At 72.6% G+C, this 17,281-nt stretch carries 17 protein-coding genes; 7 read left to right on the top strand and 10 right to left on the bottom strand.

All coding sequences use genetic code 11. The features are described 5' to 3' along the window. Nucleotides 1–275: 275 nt before the first annotated feature. Nucleotides 276–1,445, bottom strand: coding sequence for a steroid 3-ketoacyl-CoA thiolase (locus ACZ52C_RS01455; RefSeq protein WP_469072856.1), 1,170 nt, complete (start codon nt 1,443–1,445; stop codon nt 276–278). A 234-nt stretch (nt 1,446–1,679) separates the two neighbouring features. Between ACZ52C_RS01455 and ACZ52C_RS01450 the strand changes: the two genes are divergently transcribed. Then, complete coding sequence (locus ACZ52C_RS01450; RefSeq protein WP_469072855.1) at nt 1,680–2,912, top strand: cytochrome P450; 1,233 nt, start codon at nt 1,680–1,682, stop codon at nt 2,910–2,912. Between the two features lie 131 nt (nt 2,913–3,043). Here ACZ52C_RS01450 and ACZ52C_RS01445 read toward each other — a convergent pair whose 3' ends face one another. Both ACZ52C_RS01445 and ACZ52C_RS01440 read right to left on the bottom strand, forming a co-directional pair. Continuing rightward, nucleotides 3,044–3,232 carry a hypothetical protein gene (locus ACZ52C_RS01445; RefSeq protein WP_469072854.1) on the bottom strand — a complete coding sequence of 63 codons (189 nt, stop codon included), beginning with the start codon at nt 3,230–3,232 and terminating at the stop codon, nt 3,044–3,046. 146 nt (nt 3,233–3,378) lie between these two features. Then, nucleotides 3,379–5,409 carry a bifunctional glycosyltransferase 87/phosphatase PAP2 family protein gene (locus ACZ52C_RS01440; protein ID WP_469072853.1) on the bottom strand — a complete coding sequence of 677 codons (2,031 nt, stop codon included), beginning with the start codon at nt 5,407–5,409 and terminating at the stop codon, nt 3,379–3,381. Nucleotides 5,410–5,777: 368 nt separating this feature from the next. Between ACZ52C_RS01440 and ACZ52C_RS01435 the strand changes: the two genes are divergently transcribed. Beyond that, entirely contained in the window at nt 5,778–7,019 is a 1,242-nt protein-coding gene (locus ACZ52C_RS01435; RefSeq protein ID WP_469072852.1) for a DUF2330 domain-containing protein, read from the top strand. Between the two features lie 113 nt (nt 7,020–7,132). Next, entirely contained in the window at nt 7,133–7,804 is a 672-nt protein-coding gene (locus tag ACZ52C_RS01430; RefSeq protein ID WP_469072851.1) for an O-methyltransferase, read from the top strand. Between the two features lie 41 nt (nt 7,805–7,845). Here ACZ52C_RS01430 and ACZ52C_RS01425 read toward each other — a convergent pair whose 3' ends face one another. After that, nucleotides 7,846–8,241 carry an FHA domain-containing protein gene (locus tag ACZ52C_RS01425; RefSeq protein WP_045557963.1) on the bottom strand — a complete coding sequence of 132 codons (396 nt, stop codon included), beginning with the start codon at nt 8,239–8,241 and terminating at the stop codon, nt 7,846–7,848. A gap of 118 nt (nt 8,242–8,359) precedes the next feature. Here ACZ52C_RS01425 and ACZ52C_RS01420 point away from each other — a divergent pair, with 118 nt between their 5' ends. Beyond that, nucleotides 8,360–8,779: a DnaJ family domain-containing protein gene (locus ACZ52C_RS01420; RefSeq protein ID WP_469072850.1), complete on the top strand. Its 420-nt coding sequence runs from the start codon at nt 8,360–8,362 to the stop codon at nt 8,777–8,779. A gap of 8 nt (nt 8,780–8,787) precedes the next feature. On the opposite strand, the gene ACZ52C_RS01415 is transcribed toward ACZ52C_RS01420, so the two are convergent. The 3 genes from ACZ52C_RS01415 to ACZ52C_RS01405 form a co-directional block, all read right to left on the bottom strand. Next, nucleotides 8,788–10,368 (bottom strand): Hsp70 family protein, encoded by a 1,581-nt coding sequence (locus ACZ52C_RS01415; RefSeq protein WP_469072849.1) that lies wholly within the window; start codon nt 10,366–10,368, stop codon nt 8,788–8,790. A gap of 198 nt (nt 10,369–10,566) precedes the next feature. Next, complete coding sequence (locus ACZ52C_RS01410) at nt 10,567–11,139, bottom strand: hypothetical protein (RefSeq protein ID WP_469072848.1); 573 nt, start codon at nt 11,137–11,139, stop codon at nt 10,567–10,569. Nucleotides 11,140–11,144: 5 nt separating this feature from the next. Next, nucleotides 11,145–11,897, bottom strand: coding sequence for a hypothetical protein (locus tag ACZ52C_RS01405; protein WP_469072847.1), 753 nt, complete (start codon nt 11,895–11,897; stop codon nt 11,145–11,147). 223 nt (nt 11,898–12,120) lie between these two features. Here ACZ52C_RS01405 and ACZ52C_RS01400 point away from each other — a divergent pair, with 223 nt between their 5' ends. After that, nucleotides 12,121–12,696 carry a GNAT family N-acetyltransferase gene (locus ACZ52C_RS01400; protein WP_469072846.1) on the top strand — a complete coding sequence of 192 codons (576 nt, stop codon included), beginning with the start codon at nt 12,121–12,123 and terminating at the stop codon, nt 12,694–12,696. Here the strand turns inward: ACZ52C_RS01400 and ACZ52C_RS01395 are convergent. Further along, on the bottom strand, nt 12,662–14,743 hold the full coding sequence (locus tag ACZ52C_RS01395) for an MDR family MFS transporter (protein ID WP_469073403.1): 2,082 nt from the start codon (nt 14,741–14,743) through the stop codon (nt 12,662–12,664). The genes ACZ52C_RS01400 and ACZ52C_RS01395 overlap by 35 nt on opposite strands. A gap of 545 nt (nt 14,744–15,288) precedes the next feature. Continuing rightward, nucleotides 15,289–15,987 (bottom strand): hypothetical protein, encoded by a 699-nt coding sequence (locus tag ACZ52C_RS01390; protein ID WP_469072845.1) that lies wholly within the window; start codon nt 15,985–15,987, stop codon nt 15,289–15,291. On the opposite strand from ACZ52C_RS01390, the gene ACZ52C_RS01385 reads away from it, so the two are divergent. Together ACZ52C_RS01385 and ACZ52C_RS01380 are read left to right on the top strand one after the other, a co-directional pair. Further along, nucleotides 15,977–16,213 (top strand): peptidoglycan-binding domain-containing protein, encoded by a 237-nt coding sequence (locus ACZ52C_RS01385; protein WP_469072844.1) that lies wholly within the window; start codon nt 15,977–15,979, stop codon nt 16,211–16,213. The two genes, ACZ52C_RS01390 and ACZ52C_RS01385, sit on opposite strands and share 11 nt — an antisense overlap. Before the next feature lie 51 nt (nt 16,214–16,264). Then, nucleotides 16,265–16,591, top strand: a complete 327-nt coding sequence (locus tag ACZ52C_RS01380) for an antibiotic biosynthesis monooxygenase family protein (protein ID WP_469072843.1) — start codon at nt 16,265–16,267, stop codon at nt 16,589–16,591. Between the two features lie 322 nt (nt 16,592–16,913). On the opposite strand, the gene ACZ52C_RS01375 is transcribed toward ACZ52C_RS01380, so the two are convergent. Continuing rightward, the gene (locus tag ACZ52C_RS01375; RefSeq protein WP_469072842.1) at nt 16,914–17,276 is read right to left on the bottom strand and encodes a winged helix-turn-helix transcriptional regulator; all 363 of its coding nucleotides are present in this window, start codon (nt 17,274–17,276) and stop codon (nt 16,914–16,916) included. Nucleotides 17,277–17,281: the final 5 nt, after the last annotated feature.

The following is a 17,281-nucleotide window of genomic DNA, read 5'->3' as shown; positions in this document are numbered from 1 at the left end:
GGCCGCCCGGGCGGAGAGATCGCGTCCGGCCATTGTTTGGCGGCCGGAACCCCCGTGCCTGACAATGCGCGACCCGGTGAAATCAGTGGTGTGGGCGGTACGGGGGCCGCGCACACCGGGGGAACGGCGGTACGACCGACCGCCGCGGGGGAACAAGGCGGCACGGGGGACCTGCCGCCACGGGGGAACACGGCGGCACGGGGGACCTGTCGCCACGGGGGAAGGCCCTGCTGGCCGCGGGACGACCGGCAGGGCCCTTTTCTCCTCCCCGCCCGTCAGAGCCGCTGGATGATCGTCCCGGTCGCCAGCCCGCCGCCCGCGCACATCGTCACCAACGCGAACTCCTTGTCCGTACGCTCCAGCTCGTGCAGCGCGGTCGTGATGAGCCGCGCTCCGGTCGCGCCCACCGGGTGTCCGAGGGCGATGGCGCCGCCGTTGACGTTCACCTTCGCCAGGTCCTGGTCGAAGACCCGCGCCCAGCTCAACACCACCGACGCGAAGGCCTCGTTGATCTCGACCAGGTCGATGTCCCGCAGCGTCATCCCGGCCTTGCCCAGCACGGCCTTGGTGGCGTCGATCGGTCCGTCGAGGTGGAAGTGGGGATCGGAGCCGACCAGCGCCTGGGCGACGATCCGGGCCCGGGGCCGTAGTTTCAGCGCCCGTGCCATCCGTTTGGACGCCCACATGATCGCCGCCGCGCCGTCGCTGATCTGGGAGGAGTTGCCCGCGGTGTGGACGGCCGTCGGCATGATCGGCTTCAGCCGGGCCAGTGCCTCGGCCGAGGTGTCGCGCAGCCCCTCGTCGTGGTCGACGAGCCGCCACATGCCCTGCCCGGCGCCCTGTTCCGCCTCGGTCGTCGGGACCTGGACGGCGAACGTCTCCTTCTTGAACCGCTCCTCGGCCCACGCGGCGGCGGCCCGCTCCTGGGAGAGCAGGCCCAGCGCGTCGACGTCCTCCCGGGTGAGGCCCCGGTGGCGGGCGATCCGCTCGGCGGCCTCGAACTGGTTGGGCAGATCGACGTTCCACTCGTCGGGAAACGGTTTGCCCGGCCCGTGCTTGGAGCCCGACCCGAGCGGCACCCGGGACATGGCCTCGACCCCGCAGCTGATCCCGACGTCGATGACGCCGGCCGCGACCATGTTGGCCACCATGTGCGAGGCCTGCTGCGAGGAGCCGCACTGACAGTCGACGGTGGTCGCGGCCGTCTCGTACGGCAGGCCCATGGTCAGCCAGGCCGTGCGCGCGGGGTTCATGGACTGTTCGCCGGCGTGGGTCACCGTGCCGCCGACGATCTGCTCGACGCAGTCGGCGGGGATGCCGGTGCGGCCGAGGAGTTCACGGTAGGTCTCGCCCAGGAGATAGGCGGGGTGCAGATTGGCGAGCGCGCCGCCGCGCCTGCCGATGGGGGTGCGTACGGCTTCGACGATCACGGGTTCCGCGGCCATGGGAATCCTCTCGACGGTTACCCGCGCGGCGCGGGGCGTCCCGGCCCGTCCCGCCACGCAGAACTAGTACGCGTTCTAGTTCTCTTGAGCAGTCTGCGGAGAGCCGCTCCGGCACCGCAAGGGGCGTGCGGCAATTGGAAGCCGATTGAGGAGCGCGCACCCCTTGCTTGTTCTGGAACCCGTTACTACCGTCACCGCAATTCCTGCTATCTGATGCTCCGTCAGGAGTTGCCGATGCCCTGTCCAGCGCTGCCCGACGGGTTCGACTTCACCGACCCCGATCTGCTGCACCACCGTGTCCCCCTCCCGGAGTTCGCCGAACTGCGCCGCACGGAACCGGTCCGCTGGATCCCGCAGGCACCCGGCCTCGCGGGCTTCGCGGACGAGGGCTACTGGGCCGTCACCCGGCACGCGGACGTCAAGTACGTCTCCACCCACCCGGAGTTGTTCTCCTCGACGGTCAACACCGCGATCATCCGCTTCAACGAGCACATCGAACGCGACGCCATCGACGCCCAGCGCCTGATCCTGCTGAACATGGACCCGCCGGAGCACACCCGGGTCCGCCAGATCGTGCAGCGCGTGTTCACCCCGCGGGCGATCCGCGCGCTGGAGGACAACCTGCGCCACCGTGCCCTGACCATCGCCCGCCAGGCCGTCGCCCGTTCCGGCTCCTTCGACTTCGTCACCGAGGTCGCCTGCGAACTCCCCCTCCAGGCCATCGCCGAGCTGATCGGCATCCCGCAGGAGGACCGCATCCGGATCTTCGAGTGGTCGAACCGGATGATCTCCTACGACGACCCGGAGTACGCCATCACCGAGGAGGTCGGCCAGCAGTCGGCGATGGAACTCATCGCCTACGCCATGAACATGGCCGCCGACCGCAAGCAGTGCCCGGCGAAGGACATCGTCACCACCCTGGTGGCCGCCGAGGACGAGGGGAACCTCGCCTCCGACGAGTTCGGCTTCTTCGTGCTGATGCTGGCGGTCGCGGGCAACGAGACGACCCGCAACGCCATCACCCACGGCATGCACGCCTTCCTCACCCACCCCGACCAGTGGGAGCTGTACAAACGCGAGCGCCCCGCGACGGCGGCCGAGGAGATCGTCCGCTGGGCGGCCCCGGTCAACGCCTTCCAGCGCACCGCCACCCAGGACGTGGAACTCGGCGGCAAGCTCGTCAAGCAGGGCGACCGCGTCGGCATCTTCTACGCCTCCGCCAACCACGACCCGGAGGTCTTCGACCACCCCGACGCCTTCGACATCACCCGCGACCCCAACCCCCACCTCGGCTTCGGCGGCGGCGGCCCGCACTTCTGCCTCGGCAAGTCCCTCGCGGTGCTGGAGATCGACCTGATCTTCAACGCGATCGCCGACGCGATGCCGGGCCTCAGACTCGCCGGTGAACCCGACCGGCTGCGCTCGGCCTGGATCAACGGGGTCAAGCACCTCCAGGTCACCACCTGACCGCCGCCCCCCGCACTCGGGCCGACGGCCTCCCGGCGCCGTCGGCCCGTCCCCGCACCGCCCGGCCGCGACGAGACACCGGACGGCATCCCGCTGGTCCAGCCACGCGAGAACGGCCGGCGGGCACCCGGTCAGGGCGTCGGCGGGGCCGTCGGCCTGGCTCCCTGCGGATGGACCGTCTCGTGCCGAGCCGGCATCGCCACGCACTCGGCGATCTTCCGGGTGCGCGTCTCGGCGCCCCGCAGGTCGGCCGGCACCTCCCCTTCCGGCGACGGCGCGTAGGCGGCCACCCACCGCCCGTCGACCTCCGCGACGTCCACCGCGGCGCGGCCGCCTCCGCGACGTCCACCGCGGCGCGGCCGGCGGGCAGCATCAGCCCGGCCGCCTCCAACCCCTCGTCGCGCTTGCGGGCCTGCCCGTCGATCCAGCCCCGCAGGTCAGTGCCGCGCCCCGGTGTCCACCGACGTCATCCGTCCCTCCGCCGGGCGGCCGGGGCGAGTTCGTCGGTGGGCCGGGGCCGGTCGCCCGGCTCCCCGTCGCCCTTGCGGGCCGCGTCCGCGCGGGGCCCGGTCAGGAGGTAGGTGAGGCCGAAGCCGGCGCCCACGACGGCCGCCCCGCCGACCGCGTCGAGGACCCAGTGGTTGCCGGTCGCGACGATCGCCAGGACCGTGAAGAAGGGGTGCAGCAGGCCCAGGACCTTCATCCACACCCGGGGGGCGACGATCGCGATCGTGAGCCCGCACCACAGGGACCAGCCGAAGTGCAGGGACGGCATCGCCGCGTACTGGTTGGTGAGTTCGGTCAGCCGGCCGTAGTCCGGCCGGGAGAAGTCCTGGACGCCGTGGATGGTGTCGATGACGCCGAGGCCGGGCATCAGCCGCGGCGGCGCCAGGGGGTAGAAGAAGAAACCGACGAGCGCGAGGACCGTGGTGAAGCCGATGGCCGAGCGCGCCCAGCGGTAGTCGGCGGGCCGGCGCCAGTAGAGCAGGCCGAGGACGGTCAGCGGGACCACGAAGTGGAACGACGTGTAGTAGAAGTCGAAGAAGGCCCGCAGCCAGTCGATCCGGACCACGGCATGGTTGAACCAGTGCTCGACGTCGAGGAAGAGGGCCTTCTCGACGGAGAGGATCTGCCGGGCGTGCTCCTCGGCGGTGCCGCGGCTGCCGGTGGCCTCCAGGCGGGTGCGCTGATAGGCCGCGTACGTGACGCGGATCAGCAGCAGCTCCAGGAACAGGTTCGGCCGGGTGGCCACCCTGCGCAGCATCGGGGCCCAGTTGAAACGGGTCTCCGTCTTCGGGGCGTACTCCGTGGGGACGGGCGCCCGGTAGTACTCCGAGGTACGGGAGAGGAACGGCACGACGAGGGCGGCGGCGAGCGCGGCCAGCAGGACGACGTTGTCACGGACCGGGTGCAGGACGTCCGCGTTCGGGACCATCATCTTCGCCGGCAGGGTCATCACCAGGACGACCGCGACCGGCCACACGTACCGCGAGGACGCCTGGGTGCCGACCCGGCCGACGGCCGTGAGCAGCACCCACAGCAGCTGGTGCTTCCAGGACGTCGGGGAGACGGCGACGACGACACAGCCGGTGATCGCGACGGCGAGCAGCAGCTGTCCGTCGCGGGCGTAGCGCACGGCCCGCCGCATGCCCAGCGCGGCGACGGCGGCGGCCAGCGCGAAGAAGACGACGATCTCCAGTGGGCCTTCGAGTCCCAGCCGGAGCAGCGCGCCGTGCAGGGACTGGTTGGCGAGGTCGTCCGCCCGGCCGCCGAGGCCGACGCCCGCGAGGTGGTGCACCCAGTAGGTGAACGAGTCGTGCGGCATCGAGGCCCAGGCCAGCGCGGTGGCCCCGGCGAACGTGATCCCGGTGCTGACGGCGGCCCGTCCGCGGCCGGTGAACCACAGCAGCGGCACGAACAGCAGCACGGTCGGCTGGAAGGCCGCGGCGAGCCCTATGAAGGCCCCGCTGGTGCGCTCCCCCCGCACCGCGAAGCAGCCCGCGAGGACGAGCAGGACGGGGATGATGCTGGTCTGGCCCAGATAGAGGGTGTTGCGCACCGGCAGCGACAGCATCAGCAGGGTGACGGCGACGGGCGCGGCGAGCAGGGCGGTGCGGCGGGTGACGGGCTGGGGCAGGGCGCGGGCGGCGACCAGGCCGAGGGCGACGACCAAGAGGAGGGTGCCGAAGGTCCAGCCCCAGCCGAGGGCCTGTTCGGCCGTACGGGTGAGGGGCTTGAGGACGAGGCCGCCGAAGGGAGTGCCGGTGAACCGCGTCGAGTCGTACAGCGAGCCGTTCACATGGAGGACGCCGTCGGGCCCGACCCAGGTCTCCAGGTCCGTCAGCCGCTCGCCCTTGGGCGTGTGGAGCACGAGCGCGATCTGACGCACCGCCAGGATGCCGGCGACCAGCCACAGCACCGCGCGCAGGGCCCCCAGCCGCGCCGCCGTCGCACCCGTACCCACGGCACCGCCCGGTCCGCTCCGCTCCGTCGCCACGCGCCGTCGTCCTCCCGCCCCGTCGACCGTCCCCCGAGAAGGCTCGCACTGTCCCGGTGGGGAGACGCGGGCAACCCCGACTTCACCTGAGAGTCGCCCTGATTCTGTCCGGATGACGATAGTCCGCTAAGGGCCGCCGACCCGCTCAAGGGCACGAGGCGGATCACGGAGGGGGATCATGGATGCGCATCACGGGCACGCTGGTGACAGGCCACTGACAAACACCTGGAAGCATGGCTCCGAGCGGTACGGCACGACGGCGGGGCAGGGAAAGGGCACGGGGGATGAAGGGTTTCGTACGGGGGCGCGCGCGTCCGGCGCGAAAGGCGCACCGGACACACGAGGAGCGCGGGGTACGCAGACGGCTCGTGGTGGTCGTACTTGCGCTGCTGGGGCTTCAGTTGGCCTCGCTCGTGGCACCGGCGTACGCCTGCGGCTGCGGCGCCATGGTGCCGGACGACCAGCGGAGCGTGTATGTGAGCCGCGAGCGGTCCGTGGTGCGCTGGGACGGCCGCGAGGAACAGATCGTGATGAGCCTGACGGTCTCCGGCGACACCCGGACGGCCGCGTGGATCATGCCGGTGCCGAACCGGGCGACGGTCGAGCTGGGCGACGCGGCCCTCTTCGACCAGCTCGACGAGGAGACCGCGCCCGCGTACGAGAAGCGGGAGTACTTCTGGCCGCGCTCGGACGACTGGCCGTTCGACATGTTCGAGGGCGACGGCGCGGTGGGCGACGCCGCGCCCGGGGACCCGCGGTCCTCGGTGGACGTCGTCGGCCGTGAGCGGCTCGGCCCGTTCGACGTGGCCCGGCTGACCGCCACCGACTCCGGCGCGCTCGGCGACTGGCTGGACGACAACGGCTTCCGGCTCCCGGACCGCCTGGACACGGCGCTGGAGCCGTACGTCCGGCAGAAGTGGGAGTACGTGGCGATCCGGCTGGCGCCACAGGACGCGGCCGGCGCCGCCCCGCTCTCCGGCACCCTCGACCCGCTCCACCTCACCTTCGCCAGCGACGAGCCGGTCTACCCGATGCGGCTGTCGCGACTGGCCGCCACACCGCAGGCGCTCGGCCTGTACGTGCTCGCCGAGCACCGGATGGAGCCGGGCTCGGCGATCGGCGGGGACGAGCCGGAGGTGACGTTCGCCGGCCGGCTCGGCGCGCCGGCCGGCGCGCTCGGCGACCTGACCGCTGGCGGCACGGACTTCCTCACCGCCGTCGAGCAGGACTTCCCGCGGCCGGAGCGGATCTCCGGCGACCACACGCTGCGGCGGGCCGCGGCCGACGAAACCTATCGAGAGGTCATCCACGTGGACGAGATGTGGACCGTCTGGGGCATCCCCGGCTGGCTGCTGTCGTTCGGCATCGGCATCGCCGTGCTGGCGATCAAGGCGGTGGCCGTCGCGATCGTGCTCAAGCGCAACGCCAAGCGGCAACTGCCGCCCGTACCCCCGCCGGGCGCGTTCGTCCCGCCGGGCGCCTACGCGCCGGGGACCCCGGGCGCCTATCCGCCGGGAGCGCACCTGCCGCCGGGAGCGCCGCTGCCGCCCGGGGCCCAGCCGCCGGCACCCGAGGCCCCGGCCGGCCCCAAGTCCGCACCGAACGGCTGAAACACATCGGTGAACCGCTGACAGAGAGCCCACCCCGCGCCTATATTCTTTAGCGCACCTACTTAGCCGTTCTAAGTAACCAGCCTGACGAAAGGCGCGGGAGGCACTGCTTCATGAGCGAGTCACGGACCTGGGACGACGTCGACGCCTACTTCACCACCCACCTCGCACCGAACGACGAGGCCCTGGCCGCGGCGCTGCGCGACAACGAGGCGGCCGGGCTCCCGGCCATCGACGTCGCCGCGGGCCAGGGCAAGTTCCTCCACCTCCTGGCCCAGATCCAGGGCGCCCGGCGCATCCTGGAGATCGGCACCCTCGGCGGCTACAGCACCATCTGGCTGGCCCGCGCGCTGCCCGCCGACGGCCGGCTGATCTCCCTGGAGTACAGCGCCCGGCACGCGGAGGTCGCGTGCCGCAACATCGCGCGCGCCGGGCTCGACGCCCTCGTCGAGGTACGCGTCGGCCCCGCCCTGGAGTCACTGCCGAAGCTGACCGACGAGAACCCCGAGCCGTTCGACCTGGTCTTCATCGACGCGGACAAGGCCAACAACCCGCACTACGTCGAGTGGGCCCTCAAGCTCACCCGCGCCGGCAGCGTCATCGTCGTCGACAACGTGGTGCGCGGCGGCCGGGTCGCCGACGCCGACAGCACCGAGCCGGACATCCACGGCACCCGGGCCGCCATCGAACTCATCGCCACGCACCCGAGGTTGAACGGCACGGCGATCCAGACCGTGGGCAGCAAGGGGTACGACGGCTTCGCGCTGGCCCGGGTCACCGACTGACCCCGCCGCCGCACCGGCCCCGCCGCCCGGGGCGGGCCCTGTCAGGCCTCGTGGTAGAAGCCCACGTTGACGCTGCGGGGGGCCGTGCGGTCGAGGATGACGAGTTCGCCGGAGCTGCCGTGCGGGAGCTTCGCCGTGCCGCCGTACGGCAGGGGCGAGGGCTGGTGGCCGAGCAGGGTCAGCCGCACCTCGGAGGACGGGTCGGCGTGCGAGCCGCGCAGCCAGGTGACCTGCCAGCTCCCGTCGGGGGCGCACAGGAACTCCAGATGCACACGGGAGACGAAGAGCCAGTCGTCCGGTGTCGCGAGCCGGCACACCGCCCGATCGCGGCCCACCCGGAGCACGCCGCCCGGCTCGCTGGGCGCGTCGGCCATCTGCATGCCGGCCGTCGCCCCGGCGTCCGCCTCGGAGACCGAGGCCATGGTGAGTTCGAGCACGTACCGCTCCTAACGGGTCAAACTCCAATTGTCGCTGCGCACGGCGCGTTTGGCGCGCCGCCGCCGCATGATAAATCGCCGGATCGTCCTGTTGTGCGGGCTCCGGCACAATGGACGCATGACCGAGCGAAAGCCCCCCGGTGTCAGCTTCGAGTCCTTCGTCGACAAACAGATCCGCGACGCCGAGGCGCGCGGCGACTTCACGGCCCTCCCGGGCGCGGGCCGGCCCCTGGAGGGCGACGACACCACGTACGACGAACTGTGGTGGATCAAAAGGAAGATGGCCCGCGAGGGCATGTCCGTCCTGCCCCCGACCCTGGCCCTGCGCAAGGAGGCCGAGGACGCCCTCGCGACGGCCGCCGAGGCCCCTTCCGAACGCGTCGTCCGCAAGATCCTCACCGAGATCAACGCCAAGATCCGCGACATGATGTTCAGGCCCCCGCCGGGACCACCGCTCGGCCTGAAGCCGTACGACGTGGAAGAGATAGTCCGCGAGTGGCGAGAGCACCGGGAGGGACGGCAGCGCCGGGAGGGGTGAGCCGCTGGTCACCACAACGCCCACAGGATGCCGCCGAGGAGGGTCAGGGGGATCAGGACACCGAGCAGCACGCCGAGCAGTGTGCGGGCGCGGGGGTTCGGGCCCTGGTCGGGCGGGGTGTGTTCCACCGCGCAGATGCCCTCGGGGGTCCTCGACCAGGTCGTGCGCGTGGCGCGGTCCGTCGCCGAGACGCGCACCAGGGCGTCGCCGTCGACATCGAGCGCCACCTCGATGTCCGGCGCCCGGCCCTCCGGGGGCACGGTCAGGTCGGTGAGGTTCAGGACGCCGATGAGGGCGTTGTCGGCCACGTTCTCTTCCTCGCCCTCGTAGACCGGGATCCGGACGATCGCTCCGTCCGCCGCGTCCACGTCGCGGACCGGGGTGAACAGCTCCGAGCGCCGCGTCGGAAGGGTGGTGTCCCGCTCGATGAGCCTGTTCATCGCACCGCCCCGGGTGGCGACCCCCAGGGAGTGCGAGGCGGCTTCCAGTACCAGGGCTCCGCTGACGATCCCGGTGAGCACGCCCGCCTGGAGCGCGGCCCCGAACGCGACGCCCTCGCCCGGCTGCGTCACCACGGTGGGGGTGTGGTCGCCGAAGTGGTCCCGGACCAGGGAGATCAGGGCGGGCATCCGGGTCGCCCCTCCGGTCATGACGACCCGGGACACCTCCGACACCGAGATGGCCGCAGCGGCGAACACCTCCGCCAGGGCTGCCCCGCACCGGTCGAGAAGGGGCCGGGTGACGTGCTGGAACTCGTTCCGGCTCAGCCGGTCGTGCAGATGCAGCGGCCCCGCCGCGGACATCGCGACGCAGGGCACCTCGATCGTGGCCTCGGTGGCCGACGACAGTTCGATCTTGGCGTTCTCGGCGGCCTCACACAGTCGGCGCAGGGACGTCGGGTCGGCCGCCGGGTCCATTCCGTGCAGTGCGCGGAAGCGGGCGGCGAGGTGCCGGGCCGTCTCCCTGTCCCAGTCGTCACCGCCGAGCCGGGCGTCACCACGGCTCGCCTTGACCTCGGTGACGCCGTCCCCGGCCTCCACCAGGGAGAAGGCGACTGTTCCACCGCCACAGTGGACGACCAGGACGATCTCGTCGTCGCGGTCGATGCCATCGAACAGGGCGGCCGCCGTGGGCTCGTTGAGCAGGCGCGGCACCGGCAGACCCGCCCGTGCGCCCGCTTCCTTGACGGCCAGGCGGGCGGCGTGCGAGAAGTGGGCCGGCACGGTGACGACGGCACCGGTGACCTCTTCGCCGAGGTACGCCTCCGCGTCCCGCTTGAGCTTGGCGAGGAGCAGCGCGGTGATCCCGCTCGCCCCGCGGGTCCTGCCGCCGTGGACGTAGAGCCGGTCGGTGCCCATGTGCCGCTTGACGCGGGAGACGGTGCCGACGACATTGACGAGGGCCTGCCGCCGGGCCGCCTCGCCGACCAGCGTCGTACCGTCCGCCGTGAACGCCACCACGGACGGTGTGCTGCCGGACCCCTCGGCGTTGGGGACCACGCAGGGTTTCCACTGCCCTCCGGCGCCACCGTCGAGCACGGCGACGACCGCGCCCCTCGTGCCCAGGTCGATCCCCACGATTCGCGCCATGCCGCCCCCTCGAACATTTCACGCAGCTGAGGGGATGTTAGGAGCGCGGGAGCGACCGGGCCGTGGTCCACCGTGGATGCGCCCCCGGAACGCAACCATCCGCCCGGGGTTCCCCCGCGGCGCGCCGTGCCGGCACGCGTGAGACCGCGCCCCGGGGCACGACCCGGGGCGCGGTCTCGGCGTGTGCCGCCGTCGCCGTCAGAGGCGCAGCAGCCGTTCGGTCAGCTCGCGGTAGTCGCGCAGGGCCAGGCGGAGCTGTTCGGTGTCGGTGGCGGTGGCGCGGTCGTCGCCGGTGGTCTCCCACGAGGAGCGGAGGGTGCGGCGCCGCTGGGTCATCGCGTCGTTGAAGCGGGCGGTGACCTCTTCCAGGACGTGATCGGCCTCCTCCACGGCGGACCGGGGCCCGTCGACGAACTCGCCGACCGCGTGCTGCATCCGCAGCGTCAGTTTGTCGCTCTCGTCGTGGGGCAGCAGACGCGACCCGGCCCCGTTGGTGGCCCTGGCCGTGTCCTCGCCGCGGCCCCGGCCGGGCTCGTCACGGACGCCCAGCGTCCGGTGCTCGGTACGGCCGCCGGTGTGGCCCTCGGTGGCGTCGTGGCCGGCCACCAGGGGAGCCCCGGTGCCGCCCGTCGCGTCGCCGGTCGCGTCCGCCGCGCGGGTGCCCGGCGGGTTGCCGCTCGCCCGCGTGCCGTCTCGCCTCGCGTCGGCTTCCCGCGTGTTCCGCGGACCGCGTTCGCGGATGCTCTCGCCCTTCGTCACGTCGTCAGTCATCCCCCTCAACTCCCTTTCGCGTGGCGCCTGGCCGGCGCCCATGGCAGATGGGACCGGTGGCGGCCGTCGGCAGCCGCACCGTCGCGCCCGTCGTGGCGCGCCGAGCCGTCGCGGTGGGCGCGGCCCTGCTGTCCGGCCGAGGCGTCACGGTCTGCCCGCGCGTCCCGGCGGTCCGGTGTCACCAGGTCCTCGAACAGGGCACGGGCCTCGATCATGGCCTCGCGCATGTCCTCGGTGCCGGTGCCGGGGGCGACGCCGTTGCCGTCACCCGCTCGGCCCTGTGCGGTGTCGCCGGCGGTGTGCGCCGCGAGGTGCACCCGGCGGTAGCCGTGCACATGGTGGGCGTGGTGGACGGAGAGCGCCTCCAGCTGGGTCTCGTAGCGGTTCCCGTCCGGGAAGCCGCGGGCCTCGGCCACCTCCGAGAGCAGCCGGTCCGCCTCGGCGACCGCCTCACGGGGCGAGTCGACGAAGCGCTCCTGAGCGGTGGCCCAGCGCGTCTCGTACCGTTCGCGCTCGGCGCTCGGCAGCGGACGCTTCTCCAGCGAGCCGTGCCGCTTCACCCGCTCCGCGAGCTCCCGGGCCGCGGCCCGCTCGTCGCCGTCGTGGCGGGCCACGGTCCGGTCGTACTCGGGTCCGAAACGCCGCTTCAGCGAGCCGCCGCCCCCCGCGCTCCTACGGGCGCGCAGGGTCAGGACGGCGGCCACGACGACCACGACCGCCACGATCACGATCAAAGCGATGATCAATCCTGTGGACATGAATGCCTTCCAGAGTCCTCGGCCCGGGCGTCTCGCCCCGTCGGGCCGTTTCGCACCGGGTTGCCCGAACCGGGTCGTTCAAACGGCAAGCGGCGGCGCGCGAACGCAAGGCGTGGGCGCGCGGCACGACGACCCGAGGCGCGGGGTGCGGGTGTGACGTACGGGACGACGGCGGCGTAAATCGTTTGCGGGCCACCCGCCCCCGCTCCCGACAATGACCGCCATGACCCGTGCGACACCCACCCCGACCTCGACGGCCACGGCCGCCACGACCGCCGCCGCATCCACCGCGGCCCGCTGGTCCGTTGCTGCCGAGCCCCACGACTCCCCCGTGGCCGCGGCCCTCTGGCGGGCGTACTACACGGAGGTCAGCGACCGCTGGTACCAGCTGCACGAAGGGCACACCACGGACCCGGACGAGCTGGAGCGGGAGGTCGCCGCCGACACCGGGGAGTACCTGGCACCGCCGAACGGGGTGCTGCTGGTCGCACGGTACGCGGGCGAGCCGGTCGGCACGGCCGGGGTACGGCTGGCGGACGCCACGACGGCCGAGCTGAAGCGGGTCTTCCTACGGCCGGAGGCCCGGGGCCGGGGCGGCGCCGCGCTGCTGGTGGCGGCGGCCGAGGACGCGGCCCGCGCCCTGGGCGCCGAGCGGATGGTGCTCGACACCCGGGGCGACCTGGTCGAGGCCCGCGCGCTGTACGCACGGCTCGGCTACGTGGAGAGCGCCCCGCACAACGACCAGCCGTACGCGGACCACTGGTTCACGAAGGCACTGACGGGGACGTGGGCGACGTAGGAGGACCGGGCGACGCGGAAGGGCCGGGCGGCCCAGGGGGTGCGGGCGGTGTGCCGGAGCCCCGCCCGACGTTCGGCCGGCGGGTGATCGCCCCCGTGGCGTGCGGGCGTTCCTCGTCGGAGCCGCACAGCTCGGCGTTGAGTTCCTCGACGAGGCGGATCAGGTCGGTGGGGCGGTCGCGGCCCCACCAGTCGCCGAGGAGTTCGGCGAGGGAGTCCTCGCGGGCCTTGGCGAGCCGGTCGGCGGCCTGGTGGCCGGTGTCGGTGAGGACGAGGTCGATGCCGTCGCGACGGGCGAGGCGGCGCTCCTCGGCCTGCCGGGTCGCGGCCATGATCACGTCGAGCGGTACGGTGCTGCGCTCCGCGAGCACGGCGGGCTCGGCCCAGCCGTACCGCCGGATCCGCAGCAGCAGCCAGCTCGTGGCGGGCAGCAGGTCGTACCCGGCCCGTGCGGTGATCTTCCGGTAGATCTCGCGGCGGCCCTCCCGGGACCCCAGCACCGACAGCGCCCGGCACACCTCGTCGTACGACGACCGCTCGACCGGGTTGCTCGCGAGCGTCTCCGTGGCGTCCGGCGCCGTCACGGACGCCCGCAGCCGGTCCTCGCGCAGGAACCAGGCGAGGACGAACCCGAGGAGGGCGACCGGGGCGGCGTAGACGAAGACGTCGGTGATGGAGGAGGCGTACGCGTCGAGGACGGGCGGGCGCAGCGCGGCCGGGAGGTCGGCGATCTCGCGCGGGTCGGCCTTCAGCCCCTCCACCGTGACGCCGGAGGGCAGCGTGGCCCCGTCGAGCGCGTCGGTGAGCTTGTCGCCGAGATGGCCGGCGAAGACCGTACCGAAGACGGCTACGCCGAACGAGGCGCCGATGGACCGGAAGAAGGTCGCGCCGGAGGTGGCGACGCCGAGGTCCTCGTAGGAGACGGCGTTCTGCACGATGAGGACGAGGACCTGCATCACGAGGCCGAGCCCGGCACCGAAGACGAAGAGGTACGCGCTCATCTCACCGTCGCCGCTGTTCGCGTCCAGTTGGTGCAGGAGCAGCAGGCCCAGCGTGGTGACGGCCGTGCCGACGAGCGGGAACACCTTCCAGCGGCCCGTACGGCTGACGATCTGCCCGGAGACCGTCGAGGACAGCAGCAGCCCGAACACCATCGGCAGCATGTGCACGCCGGACATGGTGGGCGACACGCCGCGCACGACCTGTAGGAACGTCGGCAGATAGGTCATCGCGCCGAACATCGCGAAGCCGACGACGAAGCTGATCACGGCGGACAGGGTGAAGGTGCGGACGCCGAACAGCTTGAGCGGGAGGACCGGTTCGGCGGCCCGCCGCTCGGCGGCCACGAACCCGACGACCAGCACCACGGCCAGCACGGACAGGCCGACGATCTGCGGCGAGTTCCAGTCCCAGGTGGTGCCGCCGAGGGAGGCGACCAGGACCAGACAGGTGGCGACGGAGGCGATGAGGAAGGTGCCGAGGTAGTCGATGACATGCCGTTCGGCCCGGCGCGGGATGCGCAGCACGGCGGCGATGACGACCAACGCGACCGCGCCGACGGGCAGGTTGACGTAGAACACCCAACGCCAGCTCAGATGCTCGGTGAACAGCCCGCCCAGCAGCGGCCCGAGCACACTCGTCGCACCGAAGACCGCGCCGAACAGCCCCTGGTAGCGCCCGCGTTCGCGCGGCGGGACGAGGTCCCCGACGATCGCCATCGACAGCACCATGAGTCCGCCGCCGCCGAGGCCCTGCAGCGCGCGGAACCCGATCAACTGGGGCATGTCCTGGGCCGCCCCGCACAGCGCCGACCCGATGAGAAAAATCACGATCGCCGTCTGGAACAGCCGCTTGCGGCCGTACTGGTCGCCCAGCTTCCCCCACAGCGGGGTCGCCGCCGTCGCCGCCAGCATGTACGCCGTGACCACCCACGACAGGTGCTCCAACCCGCCGAGGTCGCTGACGATCGTCGGCAGGGCCGTCGAGACGATCGTCTGGTCCAGGGCGGCCAGCAGCATGCCCAGCAGCAGGGCCCCGATGGAGACCATCACGCCGCCGCCCACCCGCTCCGACGTGGGCACTCCGTGACCACGGGGGCGGGGTGGGGGTGTGGGTCCGGACGGGGTGCCGGCGGGGCCGCCGGGGACGTCCGCGCGGGTGACCCGGCGCGCGGGATCGCGCCCCGGGTCGCGCGCGGGCTCGTTGCCGGTGTCGTGGGTCATGCAGACCTCCTGAGGACCCGAGAGCCTCGTACAGCGCCCTCAGTCTCCTCTCCTTCTTCCTCTTCCTCCATGTCCGTTCCATGGTGGTCGGTGTGACCGGTTATGGCCTGTCGAGGCTTTCCGGAACCCGTGATTCCCGGGGCGCCGGGGAGATTCTGTGTCGACGCTTTGCATAAACTCTGGAGTCTTCGCGGGGAGGACCGACACGTGAGTGAACCGACCAGTCACATATGCCCGGAGTGCTTCACACCCCGGGCCGCGGACGGCACGCCGTCCTGCGCGTGCGGACGCCGCGCCTCCGAGGCCCTGCTCGAAACCCGTACGGCCGAGGCCGCGGCCGCGGAGGACTTCGACCCCCTCCGGATACGCCCTTACGTGGAACTGGGCGAGGACCACGACGCCGCGGGGCCGAACCCCGACCGGACCCCGACGACCGCGATGCCGATGACCACGGCGACGACGGCGACGACGGCGACGACGCCGGTGCCTACGGGGACGACGGCGCCCGGCGAACCGAACCCGCGGCGCTCGCCCATGTCCGGCCCGGCCACCTCGGCGGCGCCCACGACCCGCTTCCCCTCCCCCTCAGCTCCCTCCTCCCCCTCCTCCGTGCCGTCGGCAGGACGTCCCCGGGGGCGGCGGCGCCGCCGTACGGGGCTGATGGTCGCGCTCGCCGGCACGGCCGCCGCCGGAGTGATGGCGGCCGCCGGGTTCGCGAGCGGGCTGTTCTCGTACGAAGCCCCCGAGCGGGACCGGGCGCTGCCGGACGACCTGCGGGCGAGCGTGCCGGACACGTCGCCCGACGGGGAGGCGTCGCCGGTGGAGACACCCGGGGAGGGCGGCGGCGGGGGCGGGGCGCCCGCACCGGCGCCGTCGAGCGGCGGCGGCGCGGGGTCGCCGAGCCCCACGAAGGAGTCGTCGCCCTCTCCGTCACCCTCGGAGCCGTCGGGATCGCCGTCGCCGTCCGTGTCACCGTCCCCCGGGCGGAGCGCGCCGAGCGCGGGCGCCTCCACCGGGTCGTCGGCGGCGGACGCGAACGAGGCGGACGACAGCCGGCTCGTGGTCCCCAAGACGCTCCGGGCCGGCGACGACGACCCCGAGGTGACCGAACTCCAGCTCCGGCTGCGCCAGTTGGGCCTCTACACCGGTGACATCGACCAGAACTTCGACGAGCAGGTCGAGCAGGCCGTCATCGTCTACCAGAACACCCGCGGCATCACGAAGGACAAGGAGGAGCCGGGCGTCTACGGCGTGGTGACCCGCCAGCGCCTGGAGTCCGAGACGAAGGAGCCCTGACCGCCGGGGCCGACCGGCGCCCCCTGCTCCCGAGTGATGCAGGATGAGGCCATGAGCATCGTCAAGATCAATGTCCTCTCGGTTCCGGCCGAGCAGCGCGAGACGTTGGAGAAGCGGTTCGCCTCCCGCGCCGGGGTGGTCGAGAGCTCCGACGGTTTCGAGTGGTTCGAGCTGCTGCGCCCTGTCGACGGCACCGACAACTACCTCGTCTACACCCGCTGGCGTGACGAGGCCGCCTTCCAGGCGTGGATGGAGGGCCCCATGAAGCAGGCCCACCAGGGCGGTGGCGGCGGCGATCGCCCCCGGCCGGCCGCCTCCGACTCCTCCGTCTGGACCTTCGAGGTCCTCCAGCAGACGGGCCCGAAGACCGACTCCTGACCCGCCCCCCGCACACCCCTCCCCCGTACGGCCCCTCCGCACGCACCCCCGCGCGCCCCGGGGCGAAGGCCCCCGCCCGAGCCACGACGGCATCCGGACGGGGGCCCGGTGCTCCCGAGCCGGCGGGGAGGCGGGTCAGGGCCTCTGGTGGGGGAAAACCCACGCGGGTGCCAAGCCCATCGGCGCCCACCCCAAGTACCCACTTTTTTGTGGGTACTTGGCGGCCGGTCGACGTCGGACCATCCTTGTGGTGAGGGAGCGGCCGACGGGGCGCGCGCCACCGAGCAGGGCGGAAGACGAGACGATGACGTGACGGTGAGGCCTACGGCGACGACGTCGCCGACGGTGACGCTCCGGTGAGCGTCTCCAGACGTCGGTGCCCCCAGTCCGACAACGGCCCCAGCGCCTCGGCCAGTTCGCGGCCGAACGGGGTCAACGAGTAGACGGTCTTCAGCGGCAGCACATCGTGCACCTCCCGGTGCACGAGCCCGTCCGTCTCCATCTCGCGCAGCGCCTGCGTCAGCACCTTCTCGGTGAGCCCCGGCAGCAGCCGGCGCAGCTCACCCGGCCGGCGCGGGCCGGACTCCAACCGCCACAGCAGCGACGGCTTCCACTTCCCCTCGATCACGGCGACCGCCGCGGTCACCCCGCACACATTCGTGTCCTGGGCACGCCTGCGCCTCATTCCCG

Source organism: Streptomyces sp. NPDC034049 (genome assembly GCF_055575575.1).
This window is presented reverse-complemented; position numbering and strand designations above follow the sequence as displayed.

What these genes read in the sequence shown, in the direction of transcription:
- ACZ52C_RS01455 (WP_469072856.1), bottom strand. Translation starts at nt 1,445, where the DNA reads ATGGCCGCGGAACCCGTGATCGTCGAAGCCGTACGCACCCCCATCGGC.
- ACZ52C_RS01450 (WP_469072855.1), top strand. Translation starts at nt 1,680, where the DNA reads ATGCCCTGTCCAGCGCTGCCCGACGGGTTCGACTTCACCGACCCCGAT.
- ACZ52C_RS01430 (WP_469072851.1), top strand. Translation starts at nt 7,133, where the DNA reads ATGAGCGAGTCACGGACCTGGGACGACGTCGACGCCTACTTCACCACC.
- ACZ52C_RS01420 (WP_469072850.1), top strand. Translation starts at nt 8,360, where the DNA reads ATGACCGAGCGAAAGCCCCCCGGTGTCAGCTTCGAGTCCTTCGTCGAC.
- ACZ52C_RS01415 (WP_469072849.1), bottom strand. Translation starts at nt 10,368, where the DNA reads ATGGCGCGAATCGTGGGGATCGACCTGGGCACGAGGGGCGCGGTCGTC.
- ACZ52C_RS01410 (WP_469072848.1), bottom strand. Translation starts at nt 11,139, where the DNA reads ATGACTGACGACGTGACGAAGGGCGAGAGCATCCGCGAACGCGGTCCG.
- ACZ52C_RS01405 (WP_469072847.1), bottom strand. Translation starts at nt 11,897, where the DNA reads ATGTCCACAGGATTGATCATCGCTTTGATCGTGATCGTGGCGGTCGTG.
- ACZ52C_RS01400 (WP_469072846.1), top strand. Translation starts at nt 12,121, where the DNA reads ATGACCCGTGCGACACCCACCCCGACCTCGACGGCCACGGCCGCCACG.
- ACZ52C_RS01395 (WP_469073403.1), bottom strand. Translation starts at nt 14,743, where the DNA reads ATGGTCTCCATCGGGGCCCTGCTGCTGGGCATGCTGCTGGCCGCCCTG.
- ACZ52C_RS01380 (WP_469072843.1), top strand. Translation starts at nt 16,265, where the DNA reads ATGAGCATCGTCAAGATCAATGTCCTCTCGGTTCCGGCCGAGCAGCGC.
- ACZ52C_RS01375 (WP_469072842.1), bottom strand. Translation starts at nt 17,276, where the DNA reads ATGAGGCGCAGGCGTGCCCAGGACACGAATGTGTGCGGGGTGACCGCG.